General features: G+C 62.9%; 20 protein-coding genes. 8 read left to right on the top strand and 12 right to left on the bottom strand.

The features are described from left to right. The first annotated feature begins 260 nt into the window (after window positions 1-260). The 3 genes from C2U40_RS13850 to C2U40_RS26090 all read left to right on the top strand — a co-directional run bounded on the left by C2U40_RS13850 (window position 261) and on the right by C2U40_RS26090 (window position 6,084). Entirely contained in the window at window positions 261-1,907 is a 1,647-nt protein-coding gene (locus C2U40_RS13850) for an NAD(P)-binding protein (protein WP_103827979.1), read from the top strand. Continuing rightward, window positions 1,904-5,509: a pyruvate:ferredoxin (flavodoxin) oxidoreductase gene (gene nifJ / locus C2U40_RS13845; RefSeq protein ID WP_103827978.1), complete on the top strand. Its 3,606-nt coding sequence runs from the start codon at window positions 1,904-1,906 to the stop codon at window positions 5,507-5,509. The genes C2U40_RS13850 and nifJ overlap by 4 nt, the downstream gene beginning before the upstream one ends. Before the next feature lie 215 nt (window positions 5,510-5,724). Further along, complete coding sequence (locus C2U40_RS26090) at window positions 5,725-6,084, top strand: hypothetical protein (protein ID WP_146054373.1); 360 nt, start codon at window positions 5,725-5,727, stop codon at window positions 6,082-6,084. A 350-nt stretch (window positions 6,085-6,434) separates the two neighbouring features. Here C2U40_RS26090 and C2U40_RS13840 read toward each other — a convergent pair whose 3' ends face one another. The 6 genes from C2U40_RS13840 to C2U40_RS13815 all read right to left on the bottom strand — a co-directional run bounded on the left by C2U40_RS13840 (window position 6,435) and on the right by C2U40_RS13815 (window position 11,793). Next, window positions 6,435-6,650 carry a YdcH family protein gene (locus C2U40_RS13840; protein WP_011705396.1) on the bottom strand — a complete coding sequence of 72 codons (216 nt, stop codon included), beginning with the start codon at window positions 6,648-6,650 and terminating at the stop codon, window positions 6,435-6,437. A gap of 286 nt (window positions 6,651-6,936) precedes the next feature. Next, on the bottom strand, window positions 6,937-7,527 hold the full coding sequence (locus tag C2U40_RS13835; RefSeq protein WP_103827977.1) for a hypothetical protein: 591 nt from the start codon (window positions 7,525-7,527) through the stop codon (window positions 6,937-6,939). Between the two features lie 11 nt (window positions 7,528-7,538). After that, the gene (locus tag C2U40_RS13830) at window positions 7,539-8,885 is read right to left on the bottom strand and encodes an MATE family efflux transporter (protein WP_103827976.1); all 1,347 of its coding nucleotides are present in this window, start codon (window positions 8,883-8,885) and stop codon (window positions 7,539-7,541) included. Between the two features lie 146 nt (window positions 8,886-9,031). Then, window positions 9,032-10,855, bottom strand: coding sequence for a SulP family inorganic anion transporter (locus C2U40_RS13825; RefSeq protein WP_011705399.1), 1,824 nt, complete (start codon window positions 10,853-10,855; stop codon window positions 9,032-9,034). A 70-nt stretch (window positions 10,856-10,925) separates the two neighbouring features. Beyond that, window positions 10,926-11,546, bottom strand: coding sequence for a nucleotidyltransferase family protein (locus tag C2U40_RS13820; protein ID WP_103827975.1), 621 nt, complete (start codon window positions 11,544-11,546; stop codon window positions 10,926-10,928). Beyond that, window positions 11,536-11,793: a GNAT family N-acetyltransferase gene (locus tag C2U40_RS13815; protein WP_011705401.1), complete on the bottom strand. Its 258-nt coding sequence runs from the start codon at window positions 11,791-11,793 to the stop codon at window positions 11,536-11,538. The genes C2U40_RS13820 and C2U40_RS13815 overlap by 11 nt, the downstream gene beginning before the upstream one ends. Window positions 11,794-11,927: 134 nt before the next feature. Between C2U40_RS13815 and cysM the strand changes: the two genes are divergently transcribed. Beyond that, window positions 11,928-12,833: a cysteine synthase CysM gene (cysM, locus tag C2U40_RS13810; RefSeq protein ID WP_103827974.1), complete on the top strand. Its 906-nt coding sequence runs from the start codon at window positions 11,928-11,930 to the stop codon at window positions 12,831-12,833. Between the two features lie 165 nt (window positions 12,834-12,998). Beyond that, the gene (locus tag C2U40_RS13805) at window positions 12,999-13,280 is read left to right on the top strand and encodes a hypothetical protein (RefSeq protein WP_103827973.1); all 282 of its coding nucleotides are present in this window, start codon (window positions 12,999-13,001) and stop codon (window positions 13,278-13,280) included. A 33-nt stretch (window positions 13,281-13,313) separates the two neighbouring features. On the opposite strand, the gene C2U40_RS13800 is transcribed toward C2U40_RS13805, so the two are convergent. The 4 genes from C2U40_RS13800 to C2U40_RS13785 are packed head-to-tail and all read right to left on the bottom strand — an operon-like array spanning window position 13,314 to window position 17,055. Further along, window positions 13,314-14,498 carry an iron-containing alcohol dehydrogenase gene (locus tag C2U40_RS13800; protein ID WP_103827972.1) on the bottom strand — a complete coding sequence of 395 codons (1,185 nt, stop codon included), beginning with the start codon at window positions 14,496-14,498 and terminating at the stop codon, window positions 13,314-13,316. Between the two features lie 17 nt (window positions 14,499-14,515). After that, window positions 14,516-15,031, bottom strand: coding sequence for an SCP2 sterol-binding domain-containing protein (locus C2U40_RS13795; protein WP_103827971.1), 516 nt, complete (start codon window positions 15,029-15,031; stop codon window positions 14,516-14,518). Then, the gene (locus tag C2U40_RS13790; RefSeq protein WP_103827970.1) at window positions 15,012-15,614 is read right to left on the bottom strand and encodes a TetR/AcrR family transcriptional regulator; all 603 of its coding nucleotides are present in this window, start codon (window positions 15,612-15,614) and stop codon (window positions 15,012-15,014) included. Before C2U40_RS13790 ends, C2U40_RS13795 begins: the two co-directional genes overlap by 20 nt. A 10-nt stretch (window positions 15,615-15,624) precedes the next feature. After that, a complete protein-coding gene (locus C2U40_RS13785) occupies window positions 15,625-17,055 on the bottom strand; it encodes a coniferyl aldehyde dehydrogenase (RefSeq protein WP_103827969.1) in 1,431 nt (476 codons plus the stop codon). Between the two features lie 211 nt (window positions 17,056-17,266). Here C2U40_RS13785 and C2U40_RS13780 point away from each other — a divergent pair, with 211 nt between their 5' ends. Further along, window positions 17,267-17,560 carry a hypothetical protein gene (locus C2U40_RS13780; protein WP_005299095.1) on the top strand — a complete coding sequence of 98 codons (294 nt, stop codon included), beginning with the start codon at window positions 17,267-17,269 and terminating at the stop codon, window positions 17,558-17,560. Window positions 17,561-17,618: 58 nt separating this feature from the next. On the opposite strand, the gene C2U40_RS13775 is transcribed toward C2U40_RS13780, so the two are convergent. Beyond that, window positions 17,619-18,068 carry a C40 family peptidase gene (locus tag C2U40_RS13775; protein ID WP_011705408.1) on the bottom strand — a complete coding sequence of 150 codons (450 nt, stop codon included), beginning with the start codon at window positions 18,066-18,068 and terminating at the stop codon, window positions 17,619-17,621. An 854-nt stretch (window positions 18,069-18,922) separates the two neighbouring features. Between C2U40_RS13775 and ahh1 the strand changes: the two genes are divergently transcribed. Beyond that, window positions 18,923-20,788 (top strand): hemolysin Ahh1, encoded by a 1,866-nt coding sequence (ahh1, locus tag C2U40_RS13770; RefSeq protein ID WP_103827968.1) that lies wholly within the window; start codon window positions 18,923-18,925, stop codon window positions 20,786-20,788. 66 nt (window positions 20,789-20,854) lie between these two features. On the opposite strand, the gene C2U40_RS13765 is transcribed toward ahh1, so the two are convergent. Beyond that, the gene (locus C2U40_RS13765) at window positions 20,855-21,763 is read right to left on the bottom strand and encodes a hydrogen peroxide-inducible genes activator (protein WP_011705410.1); all 909 of its coding nucleotides are present in this window, start codon (window positions 21,761-21,763) and stop codon (window positions 20,855-20,857) included. A 146-nt stretch (window positions 21,764-21,909) separates the two neighbouring features. Between C2U40_RS13765 and C2U40_RS13760 the strand changes: the two genes are divergently transcribed. Further along, a complete protein-coding gene (locus C2U40_RS13760; protein WP_005299113.1) occupies window positions 21,910-22,512 on the top strand; it encodes a peroxiredoxin C in 603 nt (200 codons plus the stop codon). The last annotated feature ends 68 nt before the right edge of the window (window positions 22,513-22,580 follow it).

The following is a 22,580-nucleotide window of genomic DNA, read 5'->3' as shown; positions in this document are numbered from 1 at the left end:
CTTGCGGGGCGCGAGCCCGAGCGGTGACTCCTGCAGACGGGCAAGATGTTACACGGGTCACGTTGTGCACTCCATACCTCATAAAGTGCAACATTTTTTGATCCTGATCCGTCATTCGGTACACAAATCAGTCCATTATCGAGTCAGCTTCCAGTTTCTAACGCTTTCGCTTCTTCCCCCTCCGGCCACCGTCTGCCCAGGCAAAACGGTATCAAGCGCATTCGGATGGGGCCTGTCACACAAAAAGAAGAAAGCAATGTATGAGCAAACAACTGGATATGACCCCACAGCCGGATCTCTCCCAGAAAACGGGAACAGGCCCGGTCCGTACTCGGCTACCCGTTTGGCGGCCGGCCCTGCCACCTTGCAACCATGCCTGCCCGGCTGGTGAGAACATCCAGGCCTGGCTTGCCCTGGCCGAAGCGGGCCGCTTTGAGGCGGCCTGGCAACGACTGATCGAAGAAAATCCCCTGCCTGCAGTCCACGGGCGGGTCTGTTATCACCCCTGCGAAACGGCCTGCAACCGCGCTCAGGTGGATGATGCCGTCTCCATTCACGCCATCGAGCGCTTCCTCGGCGACGAGGCGCTGGCCCGTGGCTGGCAGCCTGCGCCGCCTGCACCCGCCAGCGGCAAGAAGGTGCTGGTGATCGGTGCCGGCCCCTCCGGCCTCTCTTGTGCCTGGCACCTCAACCGGCTCGGCCATCAGGTGGAGATCCGCGAGGCGGGCCCGCTCGCCGGCGGCATGCTGCGCTTTGGCATTCCCGCCTACCGTCTGCCCCGCGAGATGCTGGACAGGGAGGTGGCCCGCATCGTCGCTGCCGGGGTGACGCTGACCCTCAACCACAAGGTGGAAGACGTGCTCAAGGCGCGCGACGAGGGGGGCTTTGACGCCGTCTTCATGGCCATCGGCGCCCATCTGGCCAAGCGGGTCGACATTCCGGCCCGCGAGGCGGGCAAGATCCTCGATGCGGTGAGCTTCCTCGAGCAGGCGAGCCTGGCCGAGGAGCAGGGCTTGCCGCCGCCCAAGCTGGGACGACGAGTAGCCATCTACGGCGGCGGCAACACCGCCATGGATGCGGCCCGCACCGCCCGCCGCCTCGGGGTCGAGGAGGCGATGATCATCTATCGCCGCGACCGGGACCATATGCCGGCCCACGCCTTCGAAGCCGACGAGGCCGAGGAGGAGGGGATCAAGATCAACTGGCTGCGCACCATCCGCCAGCTCGACAGCACCAGTATTGAAGTGGAGGTGATGGCGCTGGATGCCGAGGGCAAGCCGGTGCCCACCGGCCAGTTTGAAACCCTCGAAGCGGACTCCCTCATTCTGGCGCTGGGTCAGGAGGTGGACTTGAGCGTGCTGGAGAGCATCCCCGGCGTGCGGGTCAACAAGGAGGGGGTGGTACAGGTTGGCGAGAATCTGATGACGGACGTGCCGGGTCTGTTTGCCGGCGGTGACATGGTGCCCTCCGAGCGTACCGTCACCATCGCCACCGGCCACGGCAAGAAGGCGGCGCGCCATATGGATGCCTGGCTGCGCGGTCGCCTCTATCACAAGCCGCTCTCCTATCCGCTGGTGGGGCCCGAGCAGTTGCAGCTCTGGTTCCAGACCCATGCTCCCGCCAGCAGCCAGCCGGTCAAACCGCCCTCGGCGCGGGACGACTTTGGCGAAATCATCGGTGGACTGGACGAGACGGCGGCCCGCTACGAGGCGGCGCGCTGCTACTCCTGCGGCAACTGCTTCGAGTGTGACGGCTGTTATGGCAGCTGCCCCGAGCAGGCCATCGCCAAGCTGGGGCCGGGTCTGGGGTATCAGGTGGATGCCGAACTCTGTACCGGCTGCGGTGCCTGCCATGACCAGTGTCCCTGCCACGCCATCGAGCTGTGCCAACCGGAGGAGTCCCAATGAAACATGAATTGATCATGGTCGACGGCAACGAAGCCGCGGCCCGGGTGGCGTATCAGCTGAGCGAAGTGTGTGCCATCTACCCCATCACCCCGAGCTCGACCATGGCCGAACTGGCCGACGCCTGGGCCGCGGAGGGGCAGACCAATCTGTGGGGCAACATCCCCACGGTGGTGGAGATGCAGAGTGAAGGGGGGGCGGCCGGCACGGTGCACGGCGCCCTGCAGGCGGGGGCGCTCGCCACCACTTTCACCGCCAGCCAGGGGCTGATGCTGATGCTGCCCAACATGTACAAGATCGCAGGCGAATTGACCTCGGCGGTGTTCCATGTGGCGGCCCGATCCTTGGCGGCGCAGGGGCTGTCGATTTTTGGCGACCATCAGGACGTGATGGCGGCGCGCAGCACCGGCTTTGCCATGCTCTCCTCCGGCTCGGTGCAGGAGGCGCAGGACCTGGCCTTGGTCGCCCACAGCGTCACCCTGCAGTGCCGGGTGCCCTTCATCCACTTCTTCGACGGCTTTCGCACCTCCCACGAGGTGAACAAGATAGTCGCGCTGCACAAAGATGAAATTCGAGCGCTTATTGACAACGACTGGGTGCGCGCCCACCGCGCGCGGGCCCTCAACCCGGATCATCCGGTGATGCGCGGCACCGCCCAGAACCCCGACACTTATTTCCAGTCCCGCGAGAGCGTCAACCCCTTCTACGAGGCGGTGCCGGCGCGGGTGCAGCAGTGCATGGAGAGCCTCGGCGAGCTGACCGGCCGCCACTACCGGCTGGTGGAGTATCACGGCGCCACCGATGCCACCGACGTCATCGTGCTGATGGGGTCGGGGGCCGCCACCGCCCGCACGACGGTGGATTGGCTCAACCAGCAGGATCGCAAGACCGGGGTGCTGGTCATTCGCCTCTATCGCCCCTTCCCGGTGCAGGCGCTGCTCGATGCGCTGCCGGCGAGCGTGCGGCGCATGGCGGTGCTGGATCGCACCAAGGAGCCGGGCGCCGGCGGCGAGCCGCTGCTGCTGGATGTGCAGAGCGCCCTCATCGACGGTTTGCAGCGCGGCCTTATCAAGCGGCTGCCCTGGCTCAGTGGCGGCCGCTACGGCCTCTCCTCCAAGGAGTTCACCCCCGCCATGTGCGCGGCGGTGTTCGAGGAGCTGGCCTGTGACGCGCCGCGCCCGCGCTTTACCGTGGGGATAGTGGATGACGTGTCGGGCCTCAGTCTGGCCTGGCACCCCATCGGCGATCTGGAACCCGCCAGCCGGGTGCGGGCGCTGTTCTTCGGCCTCGGTGCCGATGGCACGGTGGGCGCCAACAAGAACAGCATCAAGATCATCGGCGAGCTGGAGGGCTTCCACGCCCAGGGCTACTTCGTCTACGACTCCAAGAAGTCGGGCTCGCGCACCGTCTCCCACCTGCGCTTTGGCCCCGAGCCCATCGACGCCCCCTGGCTTATCGAGCGGGCGAGCTTTATCGGTTGCCACCAGTGGGGCTTTGTCGAATCTGTGGATCTGCTGGAGTTCGCCGCCGAGGGGGCGACCCTGCTGCTCAATGCTCCCCATGAGCCCGAGCGGGTCTGGGCCGAGCTGCCCGAGCGGCTGCGCGCCCGCATTCGTGCCCTCGATATCCGCCTCTACTGCATCGATGGCGATCGGGTCGCCGAGCGCAACGGCATGGGCAATCGCATCAACACCATCATGCAGACCTGCTTCTTCGCCCTGGCCGGCATCTTGCCGCGGGACGAGGCGATCGCCCTTATCAAGGAGAGCATCGAGAAAAGTTATGCCCGCAAGGGGCCGGAGGTGGTGGCGCGCAACTTCGCGGCGGTGGATGACACCCTGGCCCATCTGCACCGGGTGGCGATCCCGGCCGGTGACGAGCAGATCAGCGATTATCCGCTGCCATTGGCACCGGGTGGCAGCGAGTTTGTCCAGCGCGTCACCGGCGAGATGCTGGCGGGGCGTGGCGATCGCATCCCGGTCTCCATGCTGCCGGTGGACGGCACTTACCCCACCGCCACCAGCCGCTTCGAGAAGCGGGATATCGCCCGCGAGATCCCGATCTGGCACTCGGATATCTGCATCCAGTGCGGCAACTGCGTCTTCGTCTGCCCCCACGCGGCGCTGCGAGCCAAGTTCTACCATCAGGACTGGCTGGCGAGCGCCCCCGAGGCAGCCCAGTCGGTGCCCGTCACCGCCAAGGGCTTCCCCGACAGCCGCTACACCTTGCAGCTCTATCCGGAAGATTGCACCGGCTGCGGCCAGTGCGTGCAGGCCTGTCCGGTGCGGGTCGGAGCGGATGCCCGCCATCAAGGCGAGAGTGCAGAAGGAGAAAGCCATGAAGGTGAGCGCGCCATCGCCATGATGGACAAGGCACCGCATCTGGCTGGCCAGAAACAGGCGCTGCGCTGGTTCGAGAGCCTGCCGTGGCCGGCCCGCGAGCGGGTGGATTTCTCCACGGTGCGCGGCACCCAGTTCCTCGAGCCCCTGTTCGAGTTCTCCGGTGCCTGCGCCGGCTGTGGCGAGACCCCCTATCTCAAGCTGCTGACCCAGCTGTTTGGCGATCGCATGCTGGTGGCCAATGCCACCGGTTGCTCCTCCATCTACGGCGGCAATCTGCCGACCACGCCGTGGGCCAAGAATGGCGAAGGGAAGGGGCCGGCCTGGTCCAACTCATTGTTCGAGGACAACGCCGAGTTCGGCTTTGGTTTTCGCCTCACCGCCGATCAGCATCACGGTCAGGCGGTGGCAGCCTTGCAGGCGATGAAGGGGGAGATCGGGGTCGAGCTGGTGGAGTCGCTTGTCAGCGCCCCGCAGCGGCTGGAGTCGGAGATCCGTGCCCAGCGCACCCGGGTCGCGCAAGTGCGGGAACGGTTGGAGGAGGTGAAATCCGGCAAGGCTCGCGAGCTGCTCTCCTTGATTGATCAGCTGGTGCGCCGCTCCGTCTGGATCATCGGCGGCGATGGCTGGGCCTATGACATTGGCTCATCGGGGCTCGATCATGTGCTCGCCTCCGGCCGCGATGTGAACGTGCTGGTGATGGATACCGAGGTCTACTCCAACACCGGCGGTCAGATGTCGAAATCGACCCCGCTCGGTGCCGTCGCCAAATTCGCGGCGGGGGGCAAGACGCTGGCCAAGAAGGATGTGGCGTTGCAGGCCATCTCCTACGGCAACGTCTATGTTGCCCGCATCGCCTTTGGTGCCAACCCGCAGCAGGCGCTGCAAGCCTTGCGTGAGGCGGAGGCCTATCCGGGCCCGTCGCTCATCATCGCCTACAGCCACTGCATCGCCCATGGTATCGATATGGAGTTTGGCCTGACCCAGCAAAAACGGGCCGTGGCCTCCGGTCACTGGCCGCTGATGCGCTACAACCCGGTACTGCGCAGCGCGGGGCAGAACCCCTTCAGCCTCGACAGCCTGCGCCCCTCCATTCCGCTTGCCGAATACCGGCAGGAGGAGACCCGTTATCGGATATTGGCCCAGAGTCATCCACAGGAGGCCGAGCGGCTGATGCAGGTGGCGCAACAAGTGGCGTGGCAGAAGTGGGCCACCTACGAGGAGATGGCCACCCGCGAGGCCAGCCATTTCCATCCACCGGTGTGAGGATGGGGTTAACTCTGCATAAAACGAAGCGGGCCACTGGCCCGCTTTTTTGGCATTTGGGTAGTGACAGGCTCGGTATAGAGTAAAAACATCCATATTTCCGACTTTAATGGAGGTTTCTTTTGAAAGCGATTGGCTCTAGGGCATTGAAAGTTTTTAATAAACATGTCTGTGTTAGAGTGAGTCACTTCACAGAATAAATTTGTTAGGTGCTTATGACTAACCGCCTTTTAAGTCTCTTGGGTTCATATCCAAAGTGCGACGAATTTCAAAGTGGGCGATTGCTTATTTGGGTCGAGTACCCTTCAGGCAAAAACCGTGTAGCTTGTTTGCGTAATGCAGAAGAAATTCTTCCTGAGCTAGAGTCTGATATTTCCAGCGTGGAAAAACTTGCTGCGATGAGCATTGGAAGTTCAGTGCCCGCAACAGTAGCTGGCATAAGGATTGAAGCAGATCGATCCGCCTCGTATGAGTGCACCTTTTTTGACGGGGAACATGAAGATGAATTCATAACCATCCGCAGAGATTCTGGTGGTTACCTTTTTGCAGAGGCTCAGGGCAAGAGTGCAGGATGAAAGATCTGTAGAAGAAGTCTTTATAAGAAACAGACACAGAAATAGAAATAAAAATAAAATGCCGCCACTTTGGCTGCATTTTATTTCTGTAGGCTGTAGGGGGAGGCTAAGGGTTTGTTTTCCTTCCAAGGTAGGTAAGCTGTGCAGGGCAAATAGCGTCAAGCAAGTGAAGGGGCAATGACAGAACAATACATAGCCTGGACGATTGGTATTCTGGGGACCGTGCTGCTCGGGTTACCGCTGACTGCTTGATATGGCCTGCTCAGTGTTGTCGTTAGCAGCCAACAAAAAGCCCGGCGTCGGGCCGGGCTGGCAGGATAAGTTGCTTATCCAGGTATTCGTCGAGGCGTCTATTGTGGATGTTGTTTGAGGATGTCGTAGATCTCCTCTTTCAGTTTAAGTTTCTGTTTTTTCAGATCCTTCACCTCGGAGCTGTAGTCGCTGGCGTGATGCTTTTCCAACTTTCTAATCTCCACATCCAGGTCGTTGTGCAAGTCAAACTTCTTTTGGAAATGGACATCACTGCTCTTCAGTTGCGAGATGAGCTCTCTGTACTCTGGGAACATGTAATGCGGCCTCCTTGGTTTCGTTTGATTGTGCCTGCAAGACCAAACTACCGCGCCCCCCGCGAGATAAATGTGATCCGGCTCCAATTCGGGACCAATGATTTGCTGCATGGGATGGGCGATTTTTAACTGTTTGAATCACAAGCTGATAAGGCTTTTATCGGTAAGCAGAGAGTCTGAAAAGTGCCGGATGGATCACAATTGTGACGGCCGGATGACAGCTTGTGGCCGCCAGGCGGGCAGCAAAAAGGGGCGCAGGGCCCCTTCTTGGTAACAGGTGCAGCATTTACTCTTTTTTCTTTTTCTTCTCGGGCAGCGGCTTGCCGTCGCGGGCGATCACCTTGCCCACCTCGAAGCCGATCTGCGCCGCCAGCTCTTCCAGATCCGCTGCCTTGGCTTCGTTGCCGATGGCGTACTGGTAGTTGGCGATGGTGAGCTTCTCGGCCACCGGAGTACCCGGGACGATGGGCTCGCGCCAGCCCTGACCCACATGGGCCACCAGGGTGCCGTTCATGATGAGCTCGCCGACGATCTCCTGGGTGGGGATGCCCTTGCCGTAGGTAAGGCCCTGCGGGTGCTTCTTGCCGACCAGCGGCTCGGTGCTGGCGGGCATCAGCTTGGTGCGGATCAGCCACTTGGGCGATTTGCTCTTGCCCACCGCCTTGCCGGTCTGGTACTCGTTGATCTTGATGGTCTTGATCATCTGGGCCATGAAATCCTTGGTCAGCGCTTTTTGCGCTTCGCTGGTTTCATCGATGGTGATGGGGGCCACGTACCAGGTCTGGGCCGCCTGTGCCTTGGGGGCGGCGGGGGCGGTTTGCGCCATGGCGAGCGGGCTGAGCAGGATGGCCGCCAACAAGAGTCCTATCTTCTTCATTGTGATTCCGCTTATGTTTCAACAAGAATTTTGTTTTGCCAGCGACGACTGCGCCAGCGCCAGAACATGGCCAGACCGCGCACCCACTCGTCGCAGGCGAGCGCCAACCAGATACCGACCAGTCCATAACCCTGCATGATACCAAGGAAATAGGCCAGTGGAACGGCAATCCCCCACATGGAGACGAGCGCCATGTAGAGCGGGAAACGGGCGTCCCCGGTGGCGCGCAGGGCGTTGATCACCACCAGATTGAAGGTACGGCCGGGTTCCAGAATGAGGCTTATCAAGAACAGCTGCGCCACCTGGGTGATGATGTCGGCATCATCGGTGAACAGGCTGATGATGGTGCGGCCGTTGAGGGCGGCCAGCAAGGCGATGAAGGCGGTGACGACGAGCCCCAGCTTCAGGCTTTTGAGCAACTGGTTGTAGGCCTGCTCGAAGCGGCGAGCCCCTGCCAGGTGGCCGATGATGATCTCGTTGCCAAGGCCGATGGAGAGGCCGAACAGCAGGATGAACAGGCAGATCTGGAAGAAGTAGGACTGGGTCGCCAGCGCCTTGTCGCCGAGCAGGCCGACAAAGGCGGTCACTACCATGAACTGCAGCATCCAGGAGAGGTTCTCGCCGGCGGCCGGCAGGCCGATGTGCAGTACCTTGCCCAGCATCAGCCGGCTGGGTTTGACGATCTCCGGCAGGCGCAGCCGGATGCCGGTCTTGCGCGCCACCAGCCACACCAGCAGCACTACTCCGACGATGCGACCCGCCACCGTGCTGATGGCGACCCCGGCCACCCCGAGCTGGGGCAGGCCGAACCAGCCGTAGAGCAGCAGCAGGTTGCCAACGAAGGTGATGAGGTTGACGATGAGGGTCACGTACATCGCCTGACGGGTGTGGCCGTGGGCGCGCAGGGTGGCGGCCAGGCAGAGGGCCGCCGCTTCCGGCAGCAGGCACAGGCCGATGATCTGCAGGTAGAGGGTGGCATCGCTCATCAGGTTGGCGGGCAGGTTCATCAGCGCCAGCATGGTACTTGCCCCGGCGATGACGCCGACGGCGGCCACCAGCCCCACCAGCAGGTTGAAACCGATGGCGGTGTGGATGACGACGCGCGCCTTCTCCTTGTCGCCGGCCCCCAGATACTGGGTGATCACCACGCTGGTGCCGATGCTAACAAAGCTGAACAAGGTGATGGCGAGATCGAACACCTGGTTGCCGACCGCGAGCGCCGCTACCCCCTGATAGGAGACGTGACCCACCATGAAGGTGTTGAGGGCCCCGGTCAGAAAGTGCAGGGCAAGATCGATAAACAGTGGCCAGGTCAGGGAGAAGAGGGTGCCCGGACCTGCGTGGGATTGAGTTTGCATGGGGTGTCCAAATACTGGGGATGGCCCTCGTCAGCGCCATCTGGACGGGCATTTAACACCAAGCGGGTGCGAGGTGCAATCGTGGCGGGCACCAAGTAGGGGAAGAGAGCGCGGGCCCTGCCGCCATGGGCAGGGCCAGCACTGGATCAGGCCGGGGTGGCACCCGCCTCCTGTTCGCTGGGCAGGGTGAGGCGCGCCGAATCGGGCAGGGCATCATCCTGGGGCCAGCGCGAGAGGATGGCCTCGGTAGTGCTCTCCACCACCTCGTCATCCTTGAACACCGGCTCGCGGTAGCAGCGGGTCATGCGCAGTGCCTGATACATGTCGGGGCAGAGGATGATCCCCTCGTCGCCGACCCGGATCCCGGCCTGCTTGAGCCACAGGCTCATCTGGCCGTGGCGGCCGGCCATCACCATGTGGATGCCGCGCCGTTTCAGATCCTTGTGCAGCTCCCCCAGCATGCTCATCACGCTGATGTCCTGATGGGTGAAGCAGGCCACCGCATCCACCACCAGGCATTTGGGGCTGTGGGGATCCTGCACCAGCAGCGCCAGCACCCGCCGTTTGAAGTAGGGGGCGTTGAAGTAGGTAAGCGGCGAGTTGAAGCGATAGACCAGGATGCCGGGAATGGCCTTGGCCTGCTCGTTGTCCCCCAGGGTACGCACCACCCCCTCGTCGTCCATGCCGAGTAGCTGGTCGGTGGGGCGCATCACGTTGCGCAGGAACTGGAACAGCCCCAGCAGCACCGCGAGGGTGATGCCCGGAATGACCCCCATGGCCAGCACGCTGATGAAGGTGATGAGCGCCAGCCAGAAGGCGGAGCGATCGGAGTGGCGCAGGGCCCACAGGCCGCGAAAGTCGGTGAGCGACAAAGATGCCATCACCAGCACCACGCCGAGGGCGGCGGTGGGGATGTATTGCAGCGGCGCTGTCAGATAGAAGGTGACCAGGGCGATGACGGCGGCGGCGATGATGGAGACCAGCTGGCTCTTGCCGCCGTTGGCATCGTTGACCGCGGTGCGCGAATCCGCGCCGCTGATGGCAAAGCCCTGGGAGGCAGCCGCCGCCAGGTTGGCCATGCCGAGGGCACGAAACTCCTTGTCCGCATCGATCTCGTAGCCGTTCTTGGCGGCGAAGCTGCGGGCGGTCAGCATCATGGAGACGAAGCTCACCATGGCCAGGTTGAGCGCCGGCAGCACCAGTTCCCGCATCAGGCCGGGGGGAAACTCCGGTAGCTGGAAGGCGGGCAGGCCGGAGCCGATGGCGCCCAGGGTGGCGATGCCGAACTGGCCGAGATCGAGCGCCCACACCAGTCCCGCCGTCACCACCATGGCCACCATGGAGGAGGGCCAGGCCGGCTTGAAGCGCTTGGCCAGCAGCAGGGTGAGCAGGGCGGTCAGGCTCATGGCCAGGGTCGGCAGATGGGTCTGGGTGATGTAGCTGGCGCCGCCGGCGATCCGCTCGATGAGGTAGCGTTCGCTGAAGGTGAAGCCGAAGATCTTGGAAAGCTGGCCCACCATGATGGTGATGGCCACCCCGTTGAGCAGCCCCATCAGGATTGGGCGGGAGAGAAAGTCCGCCAGCACCCCCAGCTTGAAGCGGCTGGCGATGAGGCACCAGAAGCCGGTCATGGCGGTCATGGTCATCACCAGCTGCCAGTGGCGGGTGGCATCCCCGGCGGCGAGGGGGGTCACCACGGCGGCGATCACCGCGCAGGTGGCGGCGTCCGGGCCGACGATGAGCTGGCGGGAGGTGCCGAACAGGGCATACACCAGCATGGGCAGGATGCAGGAGTAGAGGCCGACCAGCGGCCCCACCCCAGCCAGCTCCGCATAGGCGATGGCCACGGGCAGGGCCACGGCGGCCACCGACAATCCAGCGCGCATATCCGGCATCAGCCAGGCCCGCTGGTATTGCAGCAGGGCGGCGAGGCCCGGTAGCCAGCGTTCGAGTGAGAAGAAGTCGCGCATTATTTAACCCATTGAGTTACAAACAGCTTTTCCTTAGTGTGCCCAAGGTTATCGAAACATTGCAATCAGGTTATGGCCAGTTCACCACCAGGTCAGGCCACAGCCGTTGCCACCCCTTGGCCTTGACCCGCTCGGTAAAGACCCGGCGCTCCTGGCGGCAGCGCGGGTTGGGATCCACCTGCAGGGACCAGTTGGGGGCAAAGCCGTAGGGGGCCAGCCACTCGAATGAATCGTCTGCCAGCAGCCGGACCCCGATGCAGGTGGGCACCTCCACCCAGTGGCTGAGGGCCGAGAGCGAGCTGGTGAACGGGGGCACACGCTGGCGCACATGCATGCGGGCCTGGTTGCGCACCTCCCACTGCTGGCCCGGCACCCTGGCGGCGAGCCAGGCTTCGTGTTCGGCCTCCTGCAATCCAGTGAGATCAGCACTGTCCAGATAGATAAGATCGATGTCGTTGAGGGCGGTCGGCACCGATTTATGGTGCAGGTGATCCCAGATGAGGTTGCGGATAAAACCGGCTCCCAGCGTCCAGTCGGGCAGTGCCAGTTCACGGGCTGCCCGCAGGCAATCCATGCGCTGATCATCGGCCCGCAGCAGGGCTTCGGTCTGCGCCTGCAGGTCGGCTTCCAGGGCGCTCTGGCGAGCGTGCGAGGCTGGCGTGCTGTGACGCGTCTGGGTGTCAGCCGGCATTGCGGCGCAACCAGACGTCGATGTAGCTGCAGCTCGGCACTATGGTGAGCCCTTCTGCCTGGGTCCAGCTGTAGAAGGTGCGCGCCAGCTGATCGGCGATCCCCTGCACCCTGAGCTCGGGCGGGACGAAGGTGCTGTAGGCGTCGATGGTCTTGGCGTCGAGGCGCCGGTAACGCAGCCTGGACTCCTTGCCATCCACCACACAGATGAATTGCTGCTGGTTGGCCTGATGAATGATCTCGCTCATGCTTGCTCCTCGGTACGGGGGATGGGGTTATCTGACCATGTTGGCGCCCCTTTGCCAACTGTTCGGGGTCGCTTACACTGCGAGCCCGGCCGGGTACATACCCGCTAGCCAAGGTATAGAACAGTTCACGAAGGATGGATCCCATTATGGCTTTTGCCACGCTGGAAGAGTTGATCGGCAATACCCCCCTGCTGGCGCTGCGTCGCATCAATCCCCACCCCGGTGTCACCCTGCTGGTCAAGCTGGAGGGCAACAACCCGGCCGGCTCGGTCAAGGACAGGCCGGCGCTGAACCTCATCAAGTGCGCGGAGGCGAGCGGTCACTTAGCGCCTGGGGCCCGCCTCATCGAGGCTACCTCCGGCAACACCGGCATCGCGCTGGCCATGGTGGCGGCGGCGCGAGGCTACCGGATGCGACTCATTATGCCAAATACCATGAGCCAGGAGCGGCGCGATGCCATGCAGGCCTACGGCGCCGAGCTGGTGCTGGTGGAGGGCGGCATGGAGGCCGCGCGAGACCTCGCCCTGGCGATGCAGGCGCGGGGTGAGGGGCTGGTGCTCGATCAGTTCAACAACCCGGCCAACCCGGATGCTCATTACCTCTCCACCGGCCCCGAGATCTGGCGCCAGAGCGAGGGGGCGGTCACTCACTTCGTCTCGGCCATGGGCACCACGGGCACCATCATGGGGGTCTCCCGCTACCTCAAGGAGCAGAACCCGGCGGTGCAGGTGATCGGCCTGCAACCGGCCGAGGGGAGCCAGATCCCGGGGATCCGGCGCTGGCCTGCAGCCTACCTGCCGGCCATTTTCGAGCCTGCCCGGGTCGATCGGGTGCTGGACGTGACCCAGCAGGAGGCGCTCGCCATGATGCGCCGGCTGGCGCGGGAGGAGGGGATCTGCTGCGGGGTCAGCTCGGGGGGCGCCGTGGCCGGCGCCTTGCAGGTGGCGGCAGAGATCAAACAGGGGGTGGTGGTGGCCATCATCTGCGATCGGGGGGATCGCTACCTCTCCACCGGGGTGTTTAGCGACGAGCAAGGCTGAGTGCTTGCGTCAGCGCGATGATTAACATGATATGTATCAACAGCTTGCTGATACATTGCACTGTGTACCCCTTGTAACAATCAACCCTGCTGGCAGGGTTGATTCCATTTGCCTCCTGTTTGACACTCGGCGCCCTTGGTTGACCGATGCAAACAGGAGCGTCCCATGATCTTGCCTTCCTCCCTTCGTCTTTCTCTGTTTGGCCTGTGTCTGGCCACGGCGGGTTGTACCGTCGAGCCCTATGCCTATCAGTGCGGCGACAAACAGTGCTCGGTGATTGATCACCTGGGGCAGAAACACGAGCGGCCGCTGGATGAGGTGAAGCCCGTCTGGGAACGCAATCAGGAACGGGAAGAGGCCGTGCGCCGCAACAAGGAGTCCATCTGGCGTGAAAAAGCGCCCGAGGAGCGCGGCAACTACGGCGCCGGCGCCACCATCAGCTGGTAACAGGAGGCCCCGCGATGCGGGGCCTCTGTCCGATTACTCCCAGGCGAGCTCGAGCAGGCCGAGCAGCTGGGTGCGGTCGGCATCCTTGCGGTTGTAGAGCAGGGCGCCGTCGTTGATGGCGAGATCGCGGATCTCGGGCAGCAGCGCCTTGTCGGTGACGCCAGCCTCGCGCAAGGTGCGCGGCAGCTTGACCGCCTGCCACAGGGTATCGCGCAGCGCCTGCAGCGCCTCGATGGCGGCCTGGGCCCGCGCGGCGGCCGGGGTTGCGGCAAAGCGCTCGGCCCCCACCAGCGGCAGCAGCAGACGGGCCAGCTCGGGATCGATGCCCGGCCGGTTGTAGTCGAGCACGGTGGGCAGGAAGAGGTTCATGCACAGGCCGTGGGGCAGGTGGCAGCGGGCCCCCAGACTGTGGCCGAGGGCGTGCACCAGCCCCACCATGGAGTTGGAGAAGGCCATGCCCGCCAGGGTGGAGCCTTCCGCCAGCTGCAGCCGCAGCCGCTTGTCCTGCGGGTTGTTCAGTACCTGGGGCAGGGCGTTGGCGATCTTCTCCACCGCCATCAGGGCCAGGGCGTCGCTGACCGGGTTCTTGGCGTTGCCGATGAAGGCCTCGATGGCGTGGGTCATGGCATCCATGGCGGTGGCAGCGGTGATGTTGAGCGGCAGCCCCTGGGTGAGGCGGGGATCCAGCACCGCCAGCTGGGGCAGCAGGAAGGGGGAGGTAAAGGGCACCTTGCGCCCGCTCGCCTCGTCCTTGATCACCGCTACCAGGGTCACTTCCGAGCCGGTGCCCGCCGTGGTGGGTACCACCGCCAGCGGTTGCAGCGGCCGGGTCAGACAGCCTGCGCCGGCGTAATCCAGCAGCCGCGTCCCCCCCATGGAGGCGAGAATGTTGACCGCCTTGGCGGTGTCGATGACGGAGCCGCCGCCCAGCGCCACCAGGCTGTCACAGCCGAGCTCCCGGTGACGGGCCGCAATCCGCTCCACCACGGCGGTGGAGGAGTCGGCCGGGATCTCGTCCCAGATGGCGGCCACCGGCAGCTCCCCTTCGGCCAGTACCCCGGCCAGCAGGGTGGCCAGGCCAGTGCCGCTGACCCCTTTATCAGTGAGCAGCAGCGGCCTGCGCGCCCCCAATCCCGCCAGTTCGCCGGCCAGTTGCTCCAGCGCCTGCTCGCCCGCCATCAGTTTGACCGGACAGAAAAAATCGTAATAGCGACTCATGGTGCTCATCCTCTCGTTCAGCCGGTCAACAGACCCAGGTAGATGTGGCAGGCCCGGCTCAGCTTGTGGCGCGGGTCAGGATAGTGGCGCAGCAGTGGCCGCGCGATGAAGGCCGGCAGGATCAGCGCCTGCAACTGCTCCAGCGCCCGCACCAGGTGCATGGCGACGGTGAGATCCCCCTCCACCAGCAGACGGTTTTCGCTGAACGCCTGATTGACCCCGAGCCGAAAGCTGAGGGCGCGAAAGGCGATGGCGGGATGCTTGAAGCGCACCCGCAGCGGATGCAGCCCACCGGTGTCGGGCGTGGGGCCGCTCTGCCAGCGGCCGGCCGCCTTGTGAATGGTCAGGCCGTGGGCCATGCCGCTCACCTCCAGCCGGATGGTGAGCCCATCCGGCAGGGGGGCGAGCTCCTGGCGTACCGCCTCGTCGATGCGGGCGGCGCGGCACAGGGTGCGGCCGATGATCCAGAGCAGGCAGCTGATCCAGAGGCGGCGACCCTGCGCCGCCAGGGTATCAAGATGTCGGTTGTGCATAGGCGTGAACTCCCGAGATGGCGGACCAGAACAGGGCGAAGGCGCTGGCTTGCCAGTGGCCGTCCCGTCCCAGTTCAGGTTGGTCGACAAACAGCGAGGCGCAGGCTAGGAACTGGCCCTGGCACACCTCCAGCATCAGGGCCGGTGGAGCTTGCATCAATTCGCCGCTGGTCTGGCCCTGGGCCAGCAGGCGGGGTAGAAAACGCAGGGTGTCGCTCAGGATCTGGCTGCGCAGCGGGCGAGCCAGCAGGGGGGAGTGAAAGAAGCCCAGCACGAACTTGAGCTCGTGGGGGTGGGCCTGCATCCAGGCCATCGCCTGGCTCCAGTAGTGGCGCGCCTGCTCCTGAAGGGGCAGGGCGGCGTCAGCCTCGGTGATGGCGGCGCCGAGGCGCAGCTTGATGTCCTGGTAGAGGCTCTGGATCAGCACCTCCTTGCTGGGAAAGTGGTGAAACAGGGTGCCGTTGGCCACTCCGGCCGCCTTGGCGATGCGGGCGGTGGCGGCGCCCTGCAAGCCATCTTCGGCACACAGGGCAAGGGCGGCATCCAGGATCTGGCGGCGCTTGTCGGTCACGGGTGTGTTCATGCTGGTCTCGTTAGCGCAAAAACAGGGCCATCATCAGCCGCTGGTGCCAGCGCCGATAGGGAGGGTGCACCATGGTGCCGGTGCTGAAGCGTCCCCGGCTCAGCACGGTCTTGGCCTTGGAGAAGGTGAGAAACCCCTCGTGGCCGTGGTAGTGGCCCATGCCGGAGGCGCCGATGCCGCCAAAGGGCACGTCGTCGGCCGCCACCTGGAACAGGCTGTCGTTGATGGCCATGCCGCCGGAGTGGGTCTCCCGGATCACCTTGTGCTGCAGGGCGGGATCCAGGCTCATCAGGTAGAAGGCGAGCGGACGGGGCCGCGCGGCTATGTAGGCGAGCGCCTCGTCCAGCGAATCATAGGGCACGATCGGCAGCAGCGGGCCGAAAATCTCCTGTTGCATCAGCTGGCAGTGGCTGGGCACCTCGGTCAGCAGATGGGGCAGCAGGCGGTGGGCGCCATCGTCCCGGGCCGGGCTGCCACAGGGGTGTATCTGGGCGCCTGCCCGCTCGGCTTCGGCCAGCCAGCTGGTGAGCCGTTCATATTGGCGGCCATTGATGATGGAGCCGTAATCCTGGCTCCCCAGCCCCTGGGGATAGAGGCGGGCGAAGTGATCGCGATAGGCCTCGACAAAGGCCTGCTCCTGACCGCGCGGCAACAGCACATAGTCGGGGGCGACGCAGATCTGGCCGGCGTTGAGGCTCTTGCCGAAGATCATCCGCTCCACCGCCAGCGCCAGCGGCATGTCGGGGGCGATGAGGCAGGGGCTCTTGCCACCGAGTTCCAGGGTGAGCGGGGTGAGCTGGGGGGCCGCCGCGGCCATCACCAGCCGGCCCACGGCGGTGGAGCCGGTAAACAGCAGGTGATCGAAGGGCAGGGCGCTGAAGGCGGCCGCCACCTGGGCATCACCTTCAATCACCATCACCTCGCGCTCGTCGAAGACGCCGTCCAGCAGCTCGCGCAGCACCCGGTTGGTGTGCGGGGTGAACTCGGAGAGCTTCAGCATGGCGCGGTTGCCGGCGGCGATGGCGCTGATGAGGGGGCCGAGGCTCAGCATCACCGGGAAGTTCCAGGGCACTATGATGCCGACCACCCCGAGCGGCTGATAGAACACCTCGACCCTGGCCGGGGCCAGCAGCAGGCCGGTGTGGCGGCGGTGCGGGCGCATCCAGCGCTTGATCCGTTTCTGGGTGTAGTTGATCTGCATGACGCAGGGGAGGATGTCGGCAATCATGCTGTCGTAGTCGCTGCGCTGGCCATAGTCTTTGGCCAGGGCATCGCACAGCGGCTGCTTGTGGGCGATCAGGGCGTGCTTGAGCTGGCTGAGGTGGGCTCTGCGCTCGCTCAGACTCGGCATGGGATGTTGCTGACAGGCGTCTCTGAGTCTGGCCAGTCTGGCCGGGAGCGACAGCTTGTCGGTGGCCTCCTGCAACTGCATCGCTTCCATGGCATACCCCGCTGGTTAGGGACCGACTGATTGGTCGGTCTAAATCTAGCGTCTTGTTAACTGGCTGTAAAGTTTTGCCCGTTGGCTTAGGATGGGGCGCGGATGACTCACCCGGCGACTGTGCTGGCCTCCACACTTTCGTGGATTTGGGGTTGGTGAATTATCCAATAAGGGGTAGTTTTTGGCTATCAACCGACAAGGAGAGAGTGTTATGACCAGGGAACTGAACAGCTTGTTGGCCCGCCTGGAAGATGTGGTCGAGCGGATGCCGGATTGCTTCAACACCTATGAATTTGCCCAGAAGCTGGCGTTGCAGCATCAACGCGAGTTTTTTGCCGCGGGTCACTCCCTGGCCGAACAGGAGGGGCGCCTGCTGCGGGTGCTGCACGAGAAGATTGCCGAGGCCCTGGCCGGCAGTGACAAGGTGATCGAAGGGGCGCTGTTGCCCTGCGTGACCCCCTGGGGCGAGCGAGCCACCTCGCCGCGCTGGCATCGCAAGCACTGAGCCATCCGTTGAATCAACAACAACAGGGCCCGTCGCGGGCCCTGTTGTTTTGTGGTGGTCACTGGGTGAGGCGGCGCGCCTGCCAGTAGCGGCTGTTCCAGTAGACGTTGTCGAGGCGCGAGCGTATCACCCCCTTGCTGGTGGAGGCGTGGATGAACTCCCCACCGCCGGTGTAGACGCCGACGTGGTATTGCTGCCAGCCGGTTTTGAAGAAGACCAGATCGCCGTGCTGCAGCCGGTAGCGATCGACCGGCCGGCCCAGGTTGGCCTGGGATTCGGTGGTTCTGGGCAGGTTGAAGCCCATCACCTGCTGGTAGGCGAGCTGGGTGAAGGCGGAGCAGTCGAGCCCGGCCCGATCCGAACCCCCCATGCGATAGGGCACGCCGCGCCACTGCTGATAGAAGCCTTCAAAGGCGCTGCTCTGCTGGCGCGGCGGGGCAGGCTCGGGTGTGCTGGAACAGGCGGCCAGCAACAGGGCCAGCAGGGGTAGCAGCCATTTGCAATCCATGGGGGCTCCTTCGAGACGACAACGTCTCCATCATAAACGGGGTTCGGGGCTCGAACATAGCCTTGCTTGCAAGAAACAGCCTCCGGCTACCTCAAAAGAGGCGCAAATGCAGAGGGTCATAATATTGTTTGTATTCATTTGAATAATATTTGGCGATTATCTTGAATGAGTATTTCAATATTAAAGTAGTTATTCCAATCAGCCTTGGCATGAAATGATAATTAACCTTGTTGACGCCGCCCCGTGATCTGTGTCACGTTCTGTCTCAGGGTTAATTCGTTATGATGGCGCCATCAAATAAATGGCAAGGGACCCCGCCATTTTCACCGCCAATATGATGGCAGCACCACAAGATATCTCTGGGTATATTCCCGCAACTGGTTCACATAATAATATTCGGCCAATGACTGGCGTCGGCTGACAATATCACCAGACAGAGGAGGGCCATCCCATGATATCCGGTCCATAGCAGTGAGTGTTCCCTCGCACCAGGAAGCCTGCGGCATCAGGCTGTCGCACCATCGTTCAGGCCGATGGACGCTACCGCCAAGCCAATGGGCACGGTGCGAGATGCAAGGCGCAGTCAGGCGACCTTGAGGGAAGATTGCCGTCAGAGCGCGACTCCCGTGTAATAGCATCGGCGCATGCCGAATCATCCACCTTAGATCGTATCGCGATCCTTGTTCTGTCAACAATAAATGCATTCGCCGCCACGCTGTTAATTCACGGCGAGAATAATGAATGTCATGACAGGCAAGCAGAATAACGCCCCGAAATATAACCGTGAATAATATGGTTATGCCGTATTCGTTCATTGTTTAAATAGCTTGGCGTGATTCGACAAGGAGATAACAATGAAAAACAAAAAACCACGCAAATTCATCACGCAAGCCCCCACTCTCAGTCTGCTCGCGCTGGCCTTGTTGGCAGGCAGCGTGCAAGCCGAAGATATTGGCGAACGTACCGACCAGGGCACCGCCATGCTGGCCAGCCTGCAATCCGAACAGGGTCTGATTTATCTCAATGCCGATGTCTGGCTGAAGGGGCAGGGGGCGACGCCGCTCATGACTCGGGATCAGCTGCGCGAGCGAGTGCTGGCACGGGGCGAGCGTCTGTTCATCGATTTCAGCGCCGTCACCGACAAGAATGAGCGACAGCAGGCCAGAAAGGCCATGGAGCAGCTGGCCGGCATCTCTTTTGATGCGGACTGGGTGCTGGTGTCCGGCTACAAGGGAGAGTTGCTGTTCACCCTGCTGGGAGGCGTCGATGATCCGGCCTTCTATCAGGTGATGGATCGGGTCGAGAGCCTGGAAGGGCAGGGCAAGCGCCGCAAGCGCTCGCTGACCCAGCCGCCCGCCGCCGAGGCCGGTCTGCCCCACGTGGCCTTCTACCTCAACGTCAACCGCAAGATCAGCGATGCCGAGTGTACCTTCCCGCGCTCGCGCACCTGGAGCCGGGGCGATCGGCTGTTCTGCGATTCGCCGAACATCTCGCTGGTCTACCGGGTCAACCTGGAGCGCTCCCTGCAATTTGGCAACACCGGCTCCGCCACGCCGGATGCCAAGATAGTGCGGATCTCGCTGGACGAAGAGTCGGCCGGTGCCGGCATCCAGCTCAACGAGGATCTCAGCTGGAGCGAGAACATCGCGGACTACCTGCTGCTGGATGGCTGGGCCCGCGACTATGCCACCGATGCCATCGCCCAGGATTATCGCTTCAGCATCGAGGCGTCCAACACCAAGGCGGCGGTGCTCAAGAGCCTGCCGACCAACCTCAACAGCAAGTACGAGCATCGCGAGATCTCGGGTTTCGAGGTGGGGGTCACCGGCGGGGTCGAGGTGAACAAGGATGGGCCCAAGGCCAAGCTGGAGGCGTCGGCCAAGTTCAGCCAGCAGCGCCAGCTCGCCTACAATACCCAGGATTACCGGGTCGAACGCTCGGCGCCGAGCGCCCAGAAGGTGAGTTTCAGCTGGGTGCGCGATCAGTACGCGACTGCGGAGTCCCTGCTCTCCTCCAAGACGGCCACCGTCTGGGGCATGGGGTACGACGTGGATCACAATCGTATCCAGCCGCTCAGCTACAAGGGGTTCGTGCCGAATCTGGACGTCATCTACAAGGCGGCGCCGGACGAGAAGGGCAGCACCGAGTTCAAGATCGACTCCTCGGTCAACATCCGCCCCATCTACACCGGCATCTACAAGCACTACTACGTGGTGGGGGCCCATGTCTCCTTCCAGGGCTTTGAAGATACCGACCAGCGCAGACGGGTGACGGCGTCCACCAGCTTCAAGGTGGACTGGAACCACCCGGTGTTTACCGGCGGTCGCCCGGTCAACCTGCAGCTGGGGGGCTTTGACAACCGCTGCCTGAGCGCAGATGCCAACCATGGTCTGAGCGCGGTAACCTGTGACGAGACCTCGGCCGCCCAGTCCTTCATCTATGACCAGTACGGCCGCTATGTCAGCGCGCAGGATACCCGCCGCTGCCTGGATGGCAACAACCTCGGCCAGCTGCAGAGTTGCAGCCTGAGCCTGGGTCAGCGCTGGGAGTGGAAAGCGGACAGCGATGCGCTCAGCAATCTGAGTGCCCACCAGCTGCTGGGTCATGACAAGCAGAGCGGGGCGCTAGGGCTCTACGACGAGAACGGCAACCCGCAGAATGTGAGCGTACGGACCCTGACCTCCTACACCCGTATCTTCGGGCCACCGGCCAGTCACTGACAGAGCTGGGCCTTGCGCCCAACACAACAACGCCGGCAAGTGCCGGCGTTTTTTATGGATGACGGATCAGGCCTTGTTTTCGATGAGCGGGGCGAGCAGCTCCGCCAGCTTGTAGAAGGTCTGCACCCGGGTGGTGCTGGGGCGCCACACCAGCCCGATCTCGCGATAGGGATGTTCTCCCGGCAGCGGAATGGCCACCAGATCCGTGTTGTCGAGGATGCCGGCATCGATGGCCATCTGCGGCAGGAAGGTGGTGCCGAGCCCAGCGCCGACCATCTGCACCAGGGTGTGCAGGCTGGTGGCGGCAAACGGGTTGATCTTGCTCTTGTCCCGCAGCCGGCAGGCGCTCACCGCGTGTTCGGTGAGGCAGTGCTCCCGCTCCAGCAGGAAGATGCTCTGGTTGGGCAGCTCCTTGTAGTCGAACGGGGTGTGCAGGCTGGCCGCCATGCTGGCGGGCATCACCATGTGGAAGGGATCCTGGCCGACCGTTTTGCAGTGAAAGCCGCCGATCTCCACCGGCAGCGCCAGGATCAGCAGGTCGAGCTGCCCCTGCTCCAGCTGCTTGAGCAGGTTGGTGGTGGTGTCTTCACGCAGCAACAATTCCAGCTCAGGATAGGTCTTGCCGCACACCTGCAGCAGCTTGCTGAGCAGGAAGGGGGCTATGGTGGGAATACAGCCCAGGCGTACCGTGCCGTGCATGACGCCCCCCTGATGCTGGCCGAGCTCCATCAGATCCCGCGCATCGGAGAGCAAATTGCGAGCTCGCTCGACGATTTCCATGCCGACCGGGGTCATAATGAAGCTCTTGTGGTCCCGTTCCACCAGTTGCAGGTTCATCATGTCCTCCAGCGTCTGGATCCCGGTACTCAGGGTCGACTGGCTGACATGACAGGCCTTGGCGGCGCGGTTGAAGTTCTTGTGCTCGTCGAGAGCAACCAGATATTGCAGCTGTTTCAGGCTGGGCCAACGTTGCATAGGAAAACCCGATTAATACTATCTATTTAATTTGATTTAACTAATCTACCATCGGGGCTATAGTTTGTCGCTTTAATTAGACGGACTTGGCTCTAGGTAGCCTGATCCTGACAGGATTGTTCACTTCACATAAAGAGGAATTGAATATGGTATTGGTAGGCCGTCCCGCACCCGATTTCACCGCTGCTGCCGTTCTGGGCAATGGCCAGATCGTTGACTCCTTCAACCTGGCATCCCACATCAAGGGCAAGGCAGCCGTCCTGTTCTTCTATCCGCTCGATTTCACCTTCGTCTGCCCGTCCGAGCTGATTGCCTTCGATCACCGTCTGGAAGAGTTCAACAAGCGTGGCGTGGAAGTGATCGGTGTTTCCATCGACTCCGAGTTCTCCCACAACGCCTGGCGCAACACCAAGATCGAAGACGGCGGCATCGGCCCGGTCAAGTACCCGCTGGTTGCCGACATCAAGCACGAGATCTGCAAAGCCTATGACGTCGAGCACCCGGAAGCCGGCGTTGCATTCCGTGGCTCCTTCCTGATCGACAAGAATGGTGTCGTTCGTCACCAGGTTGTCAACGATCTGCCGCTGGGCCGCAACATCGACGAGATGCTGCGTATGGTTGACGCCCTGCAGTTCCACGAAGAGCACGGCGAAGTGTGTCCGGCTCAGTGGGAGAAAGGCAAAAAAGGCATGACCGCCTCTCCGGACGGCGTTGCCAAGTACTTGTCCGAGAACGCTGCTTCCCTGTAATCGGGTCGGCAAACCGGATAGTGAAAAACCGATGCCCAGGCATCGGTTTTTTTATGGCCGTTATTCAG

This window comes from Aeromonas sp. ASNIH4 (assembly GCF_002934425.1).
Lineage (GTDB): Bacteria > Pseudomonadota > Gammaproteobacteria > Enterobacterales > Aeromonadaceae > Aeromonas > Aeromonas hydrophila.
This window is presented reverse-complemented; position numbering and strand designations above follow the sequence as displayed.

Coding starts and splice junctions, on each gene's coding strand:
- C2U40_RS13850 (WP_103827979.1), top strand. CDS start 261: ATGAGCAAACAACTGGATATGACCCCACAGCCGGATCTCTCCCAGAAA.
- nifJ (WP_103827978.1), top strand. CDS start 1,904: ATGAAACATGAATTGATCATGGTCGACGGCAACGAAGCCGCGGCCCGG.
- C2U40_RS26090 (WP_146054373.1), top strand. CDS start 5,725: ATGACTAACCGCCTTTTAAGTCTCTTGGGTTCATATCCAAAGTGCGAC.
- C2U40_RS13840 (WP_011705396.1), bottom strand. CDS start 6,650: ATGTTCCCAGAGTACAGAGAGCTCATCTCGCAACTGAAGAGCAGTGAT.
- C2U40_RS13835 (WP_103827977.1), bottom strand. CDS start 7,527: ATGAAGAAGATAGGACTCTTGTTGGCGGCCATCCTGCTCAGCCCGCTC.
- C2U40_RS13830 (WP_103827976.1), bottom strand. CDS start 8,885: ATGCAAACTCAATCCCACGCAGGTCCGGGCACCCTCTTCTCCCTGACC.
- C2U40_RS13825 (WP_011705399.1), bottom strand. CDS start 10,855: ATGCGCGACTTCTTCTCACTCGAACGCTGGCTACCGGGCCTCGCCGCC.
- C2U40_RS13820 (WP_103827975.1), bottom strand. CDS start 11,546: ATGCCGGCTGACACCCAGACGCGTCACAGCACGCCAGCCTCGCACGCT.
- C2U40_RS13815 (WP_011705401.1), bottom strand. CDS start 11,793: ATGAGCGAGATCATTCATCAGGCCAACCAGCAGCAATTCATCTGTGTG.
- cysM (WP_103827974.1), top strand. CDS start 11,928: ATGGATCCCATTATGGCTTTTGCCACGCTGGAAGAGTTGATCGGCAAT.
- C2U40_RS13805 (WP_103827973.1), top strand. CDS start 12,999: ATGATCTTGCCTTCCTCCCTTCGTCTTTCTCTGTTTGGCCTGTGTCTG.
- C2U40_RS13800 (WP_103827972.1), bottom strand. CDS start 14,498: ATGAGTCGCTATTACGATTTTTTCTGTCCGGTCAAACTGATGGCGGGC.
- C2U40_RS13795 (WP_103827971.1), bottom strand. CDS start 15,031: ATGCACAACCGACATCTTGATACCCTGGCGGCGCAGGGTCGCCGCCTC.
- C2U40_RS13790 (WP_103827970.1), bottom strand. CDS start 15,614: ATGAACACACCCGTGACCGACAAGCGCCGCCAGATCCTGGATGCCGCC.
- C2U40_RS13785 (WP_103827969.1), bottom strand. CDS start 17,055: ATGGAAGCGATGCAGTTGCAGGAGGCCACCGACAAGCTGTCGCTCCCG.
- C2U40_RS13780 (WP_005299095.1), top strand. CDS start 17,267: ATGACCAGGGAACTGAACAGCTTGTTGGCCCGCCTGGAAGATGTGGTC.
- C2U40_RS13775 (WP_011705408.1), bottom strand. CDS start 18,068: ATGGATTGCAAATGGCTGCTACCCCTGCTGGCCCTGTTGCTGGCCGCC.
- ahh1 (WP_103827968.1), top strand. CDS start 18,923: ATGAAAAACAAAAAACCACGCAAATTCATCACGCAAGCCCCCACTCTC.
- C2U40_RS13765 (WP_011705410.1), bottom strand. CDS start 21,763: ATGCAACGTTGGCCCAGCCTGAAACAGCTGCAATATCTGGTTGCTCTC.
- C2U40_RS13760 (WP_005299113.1), top strand. CDS start 21,910: ATGGTATTGGTAGGCCGTCCCGCACCCGATTTCACCGCTGCTGCCGTT.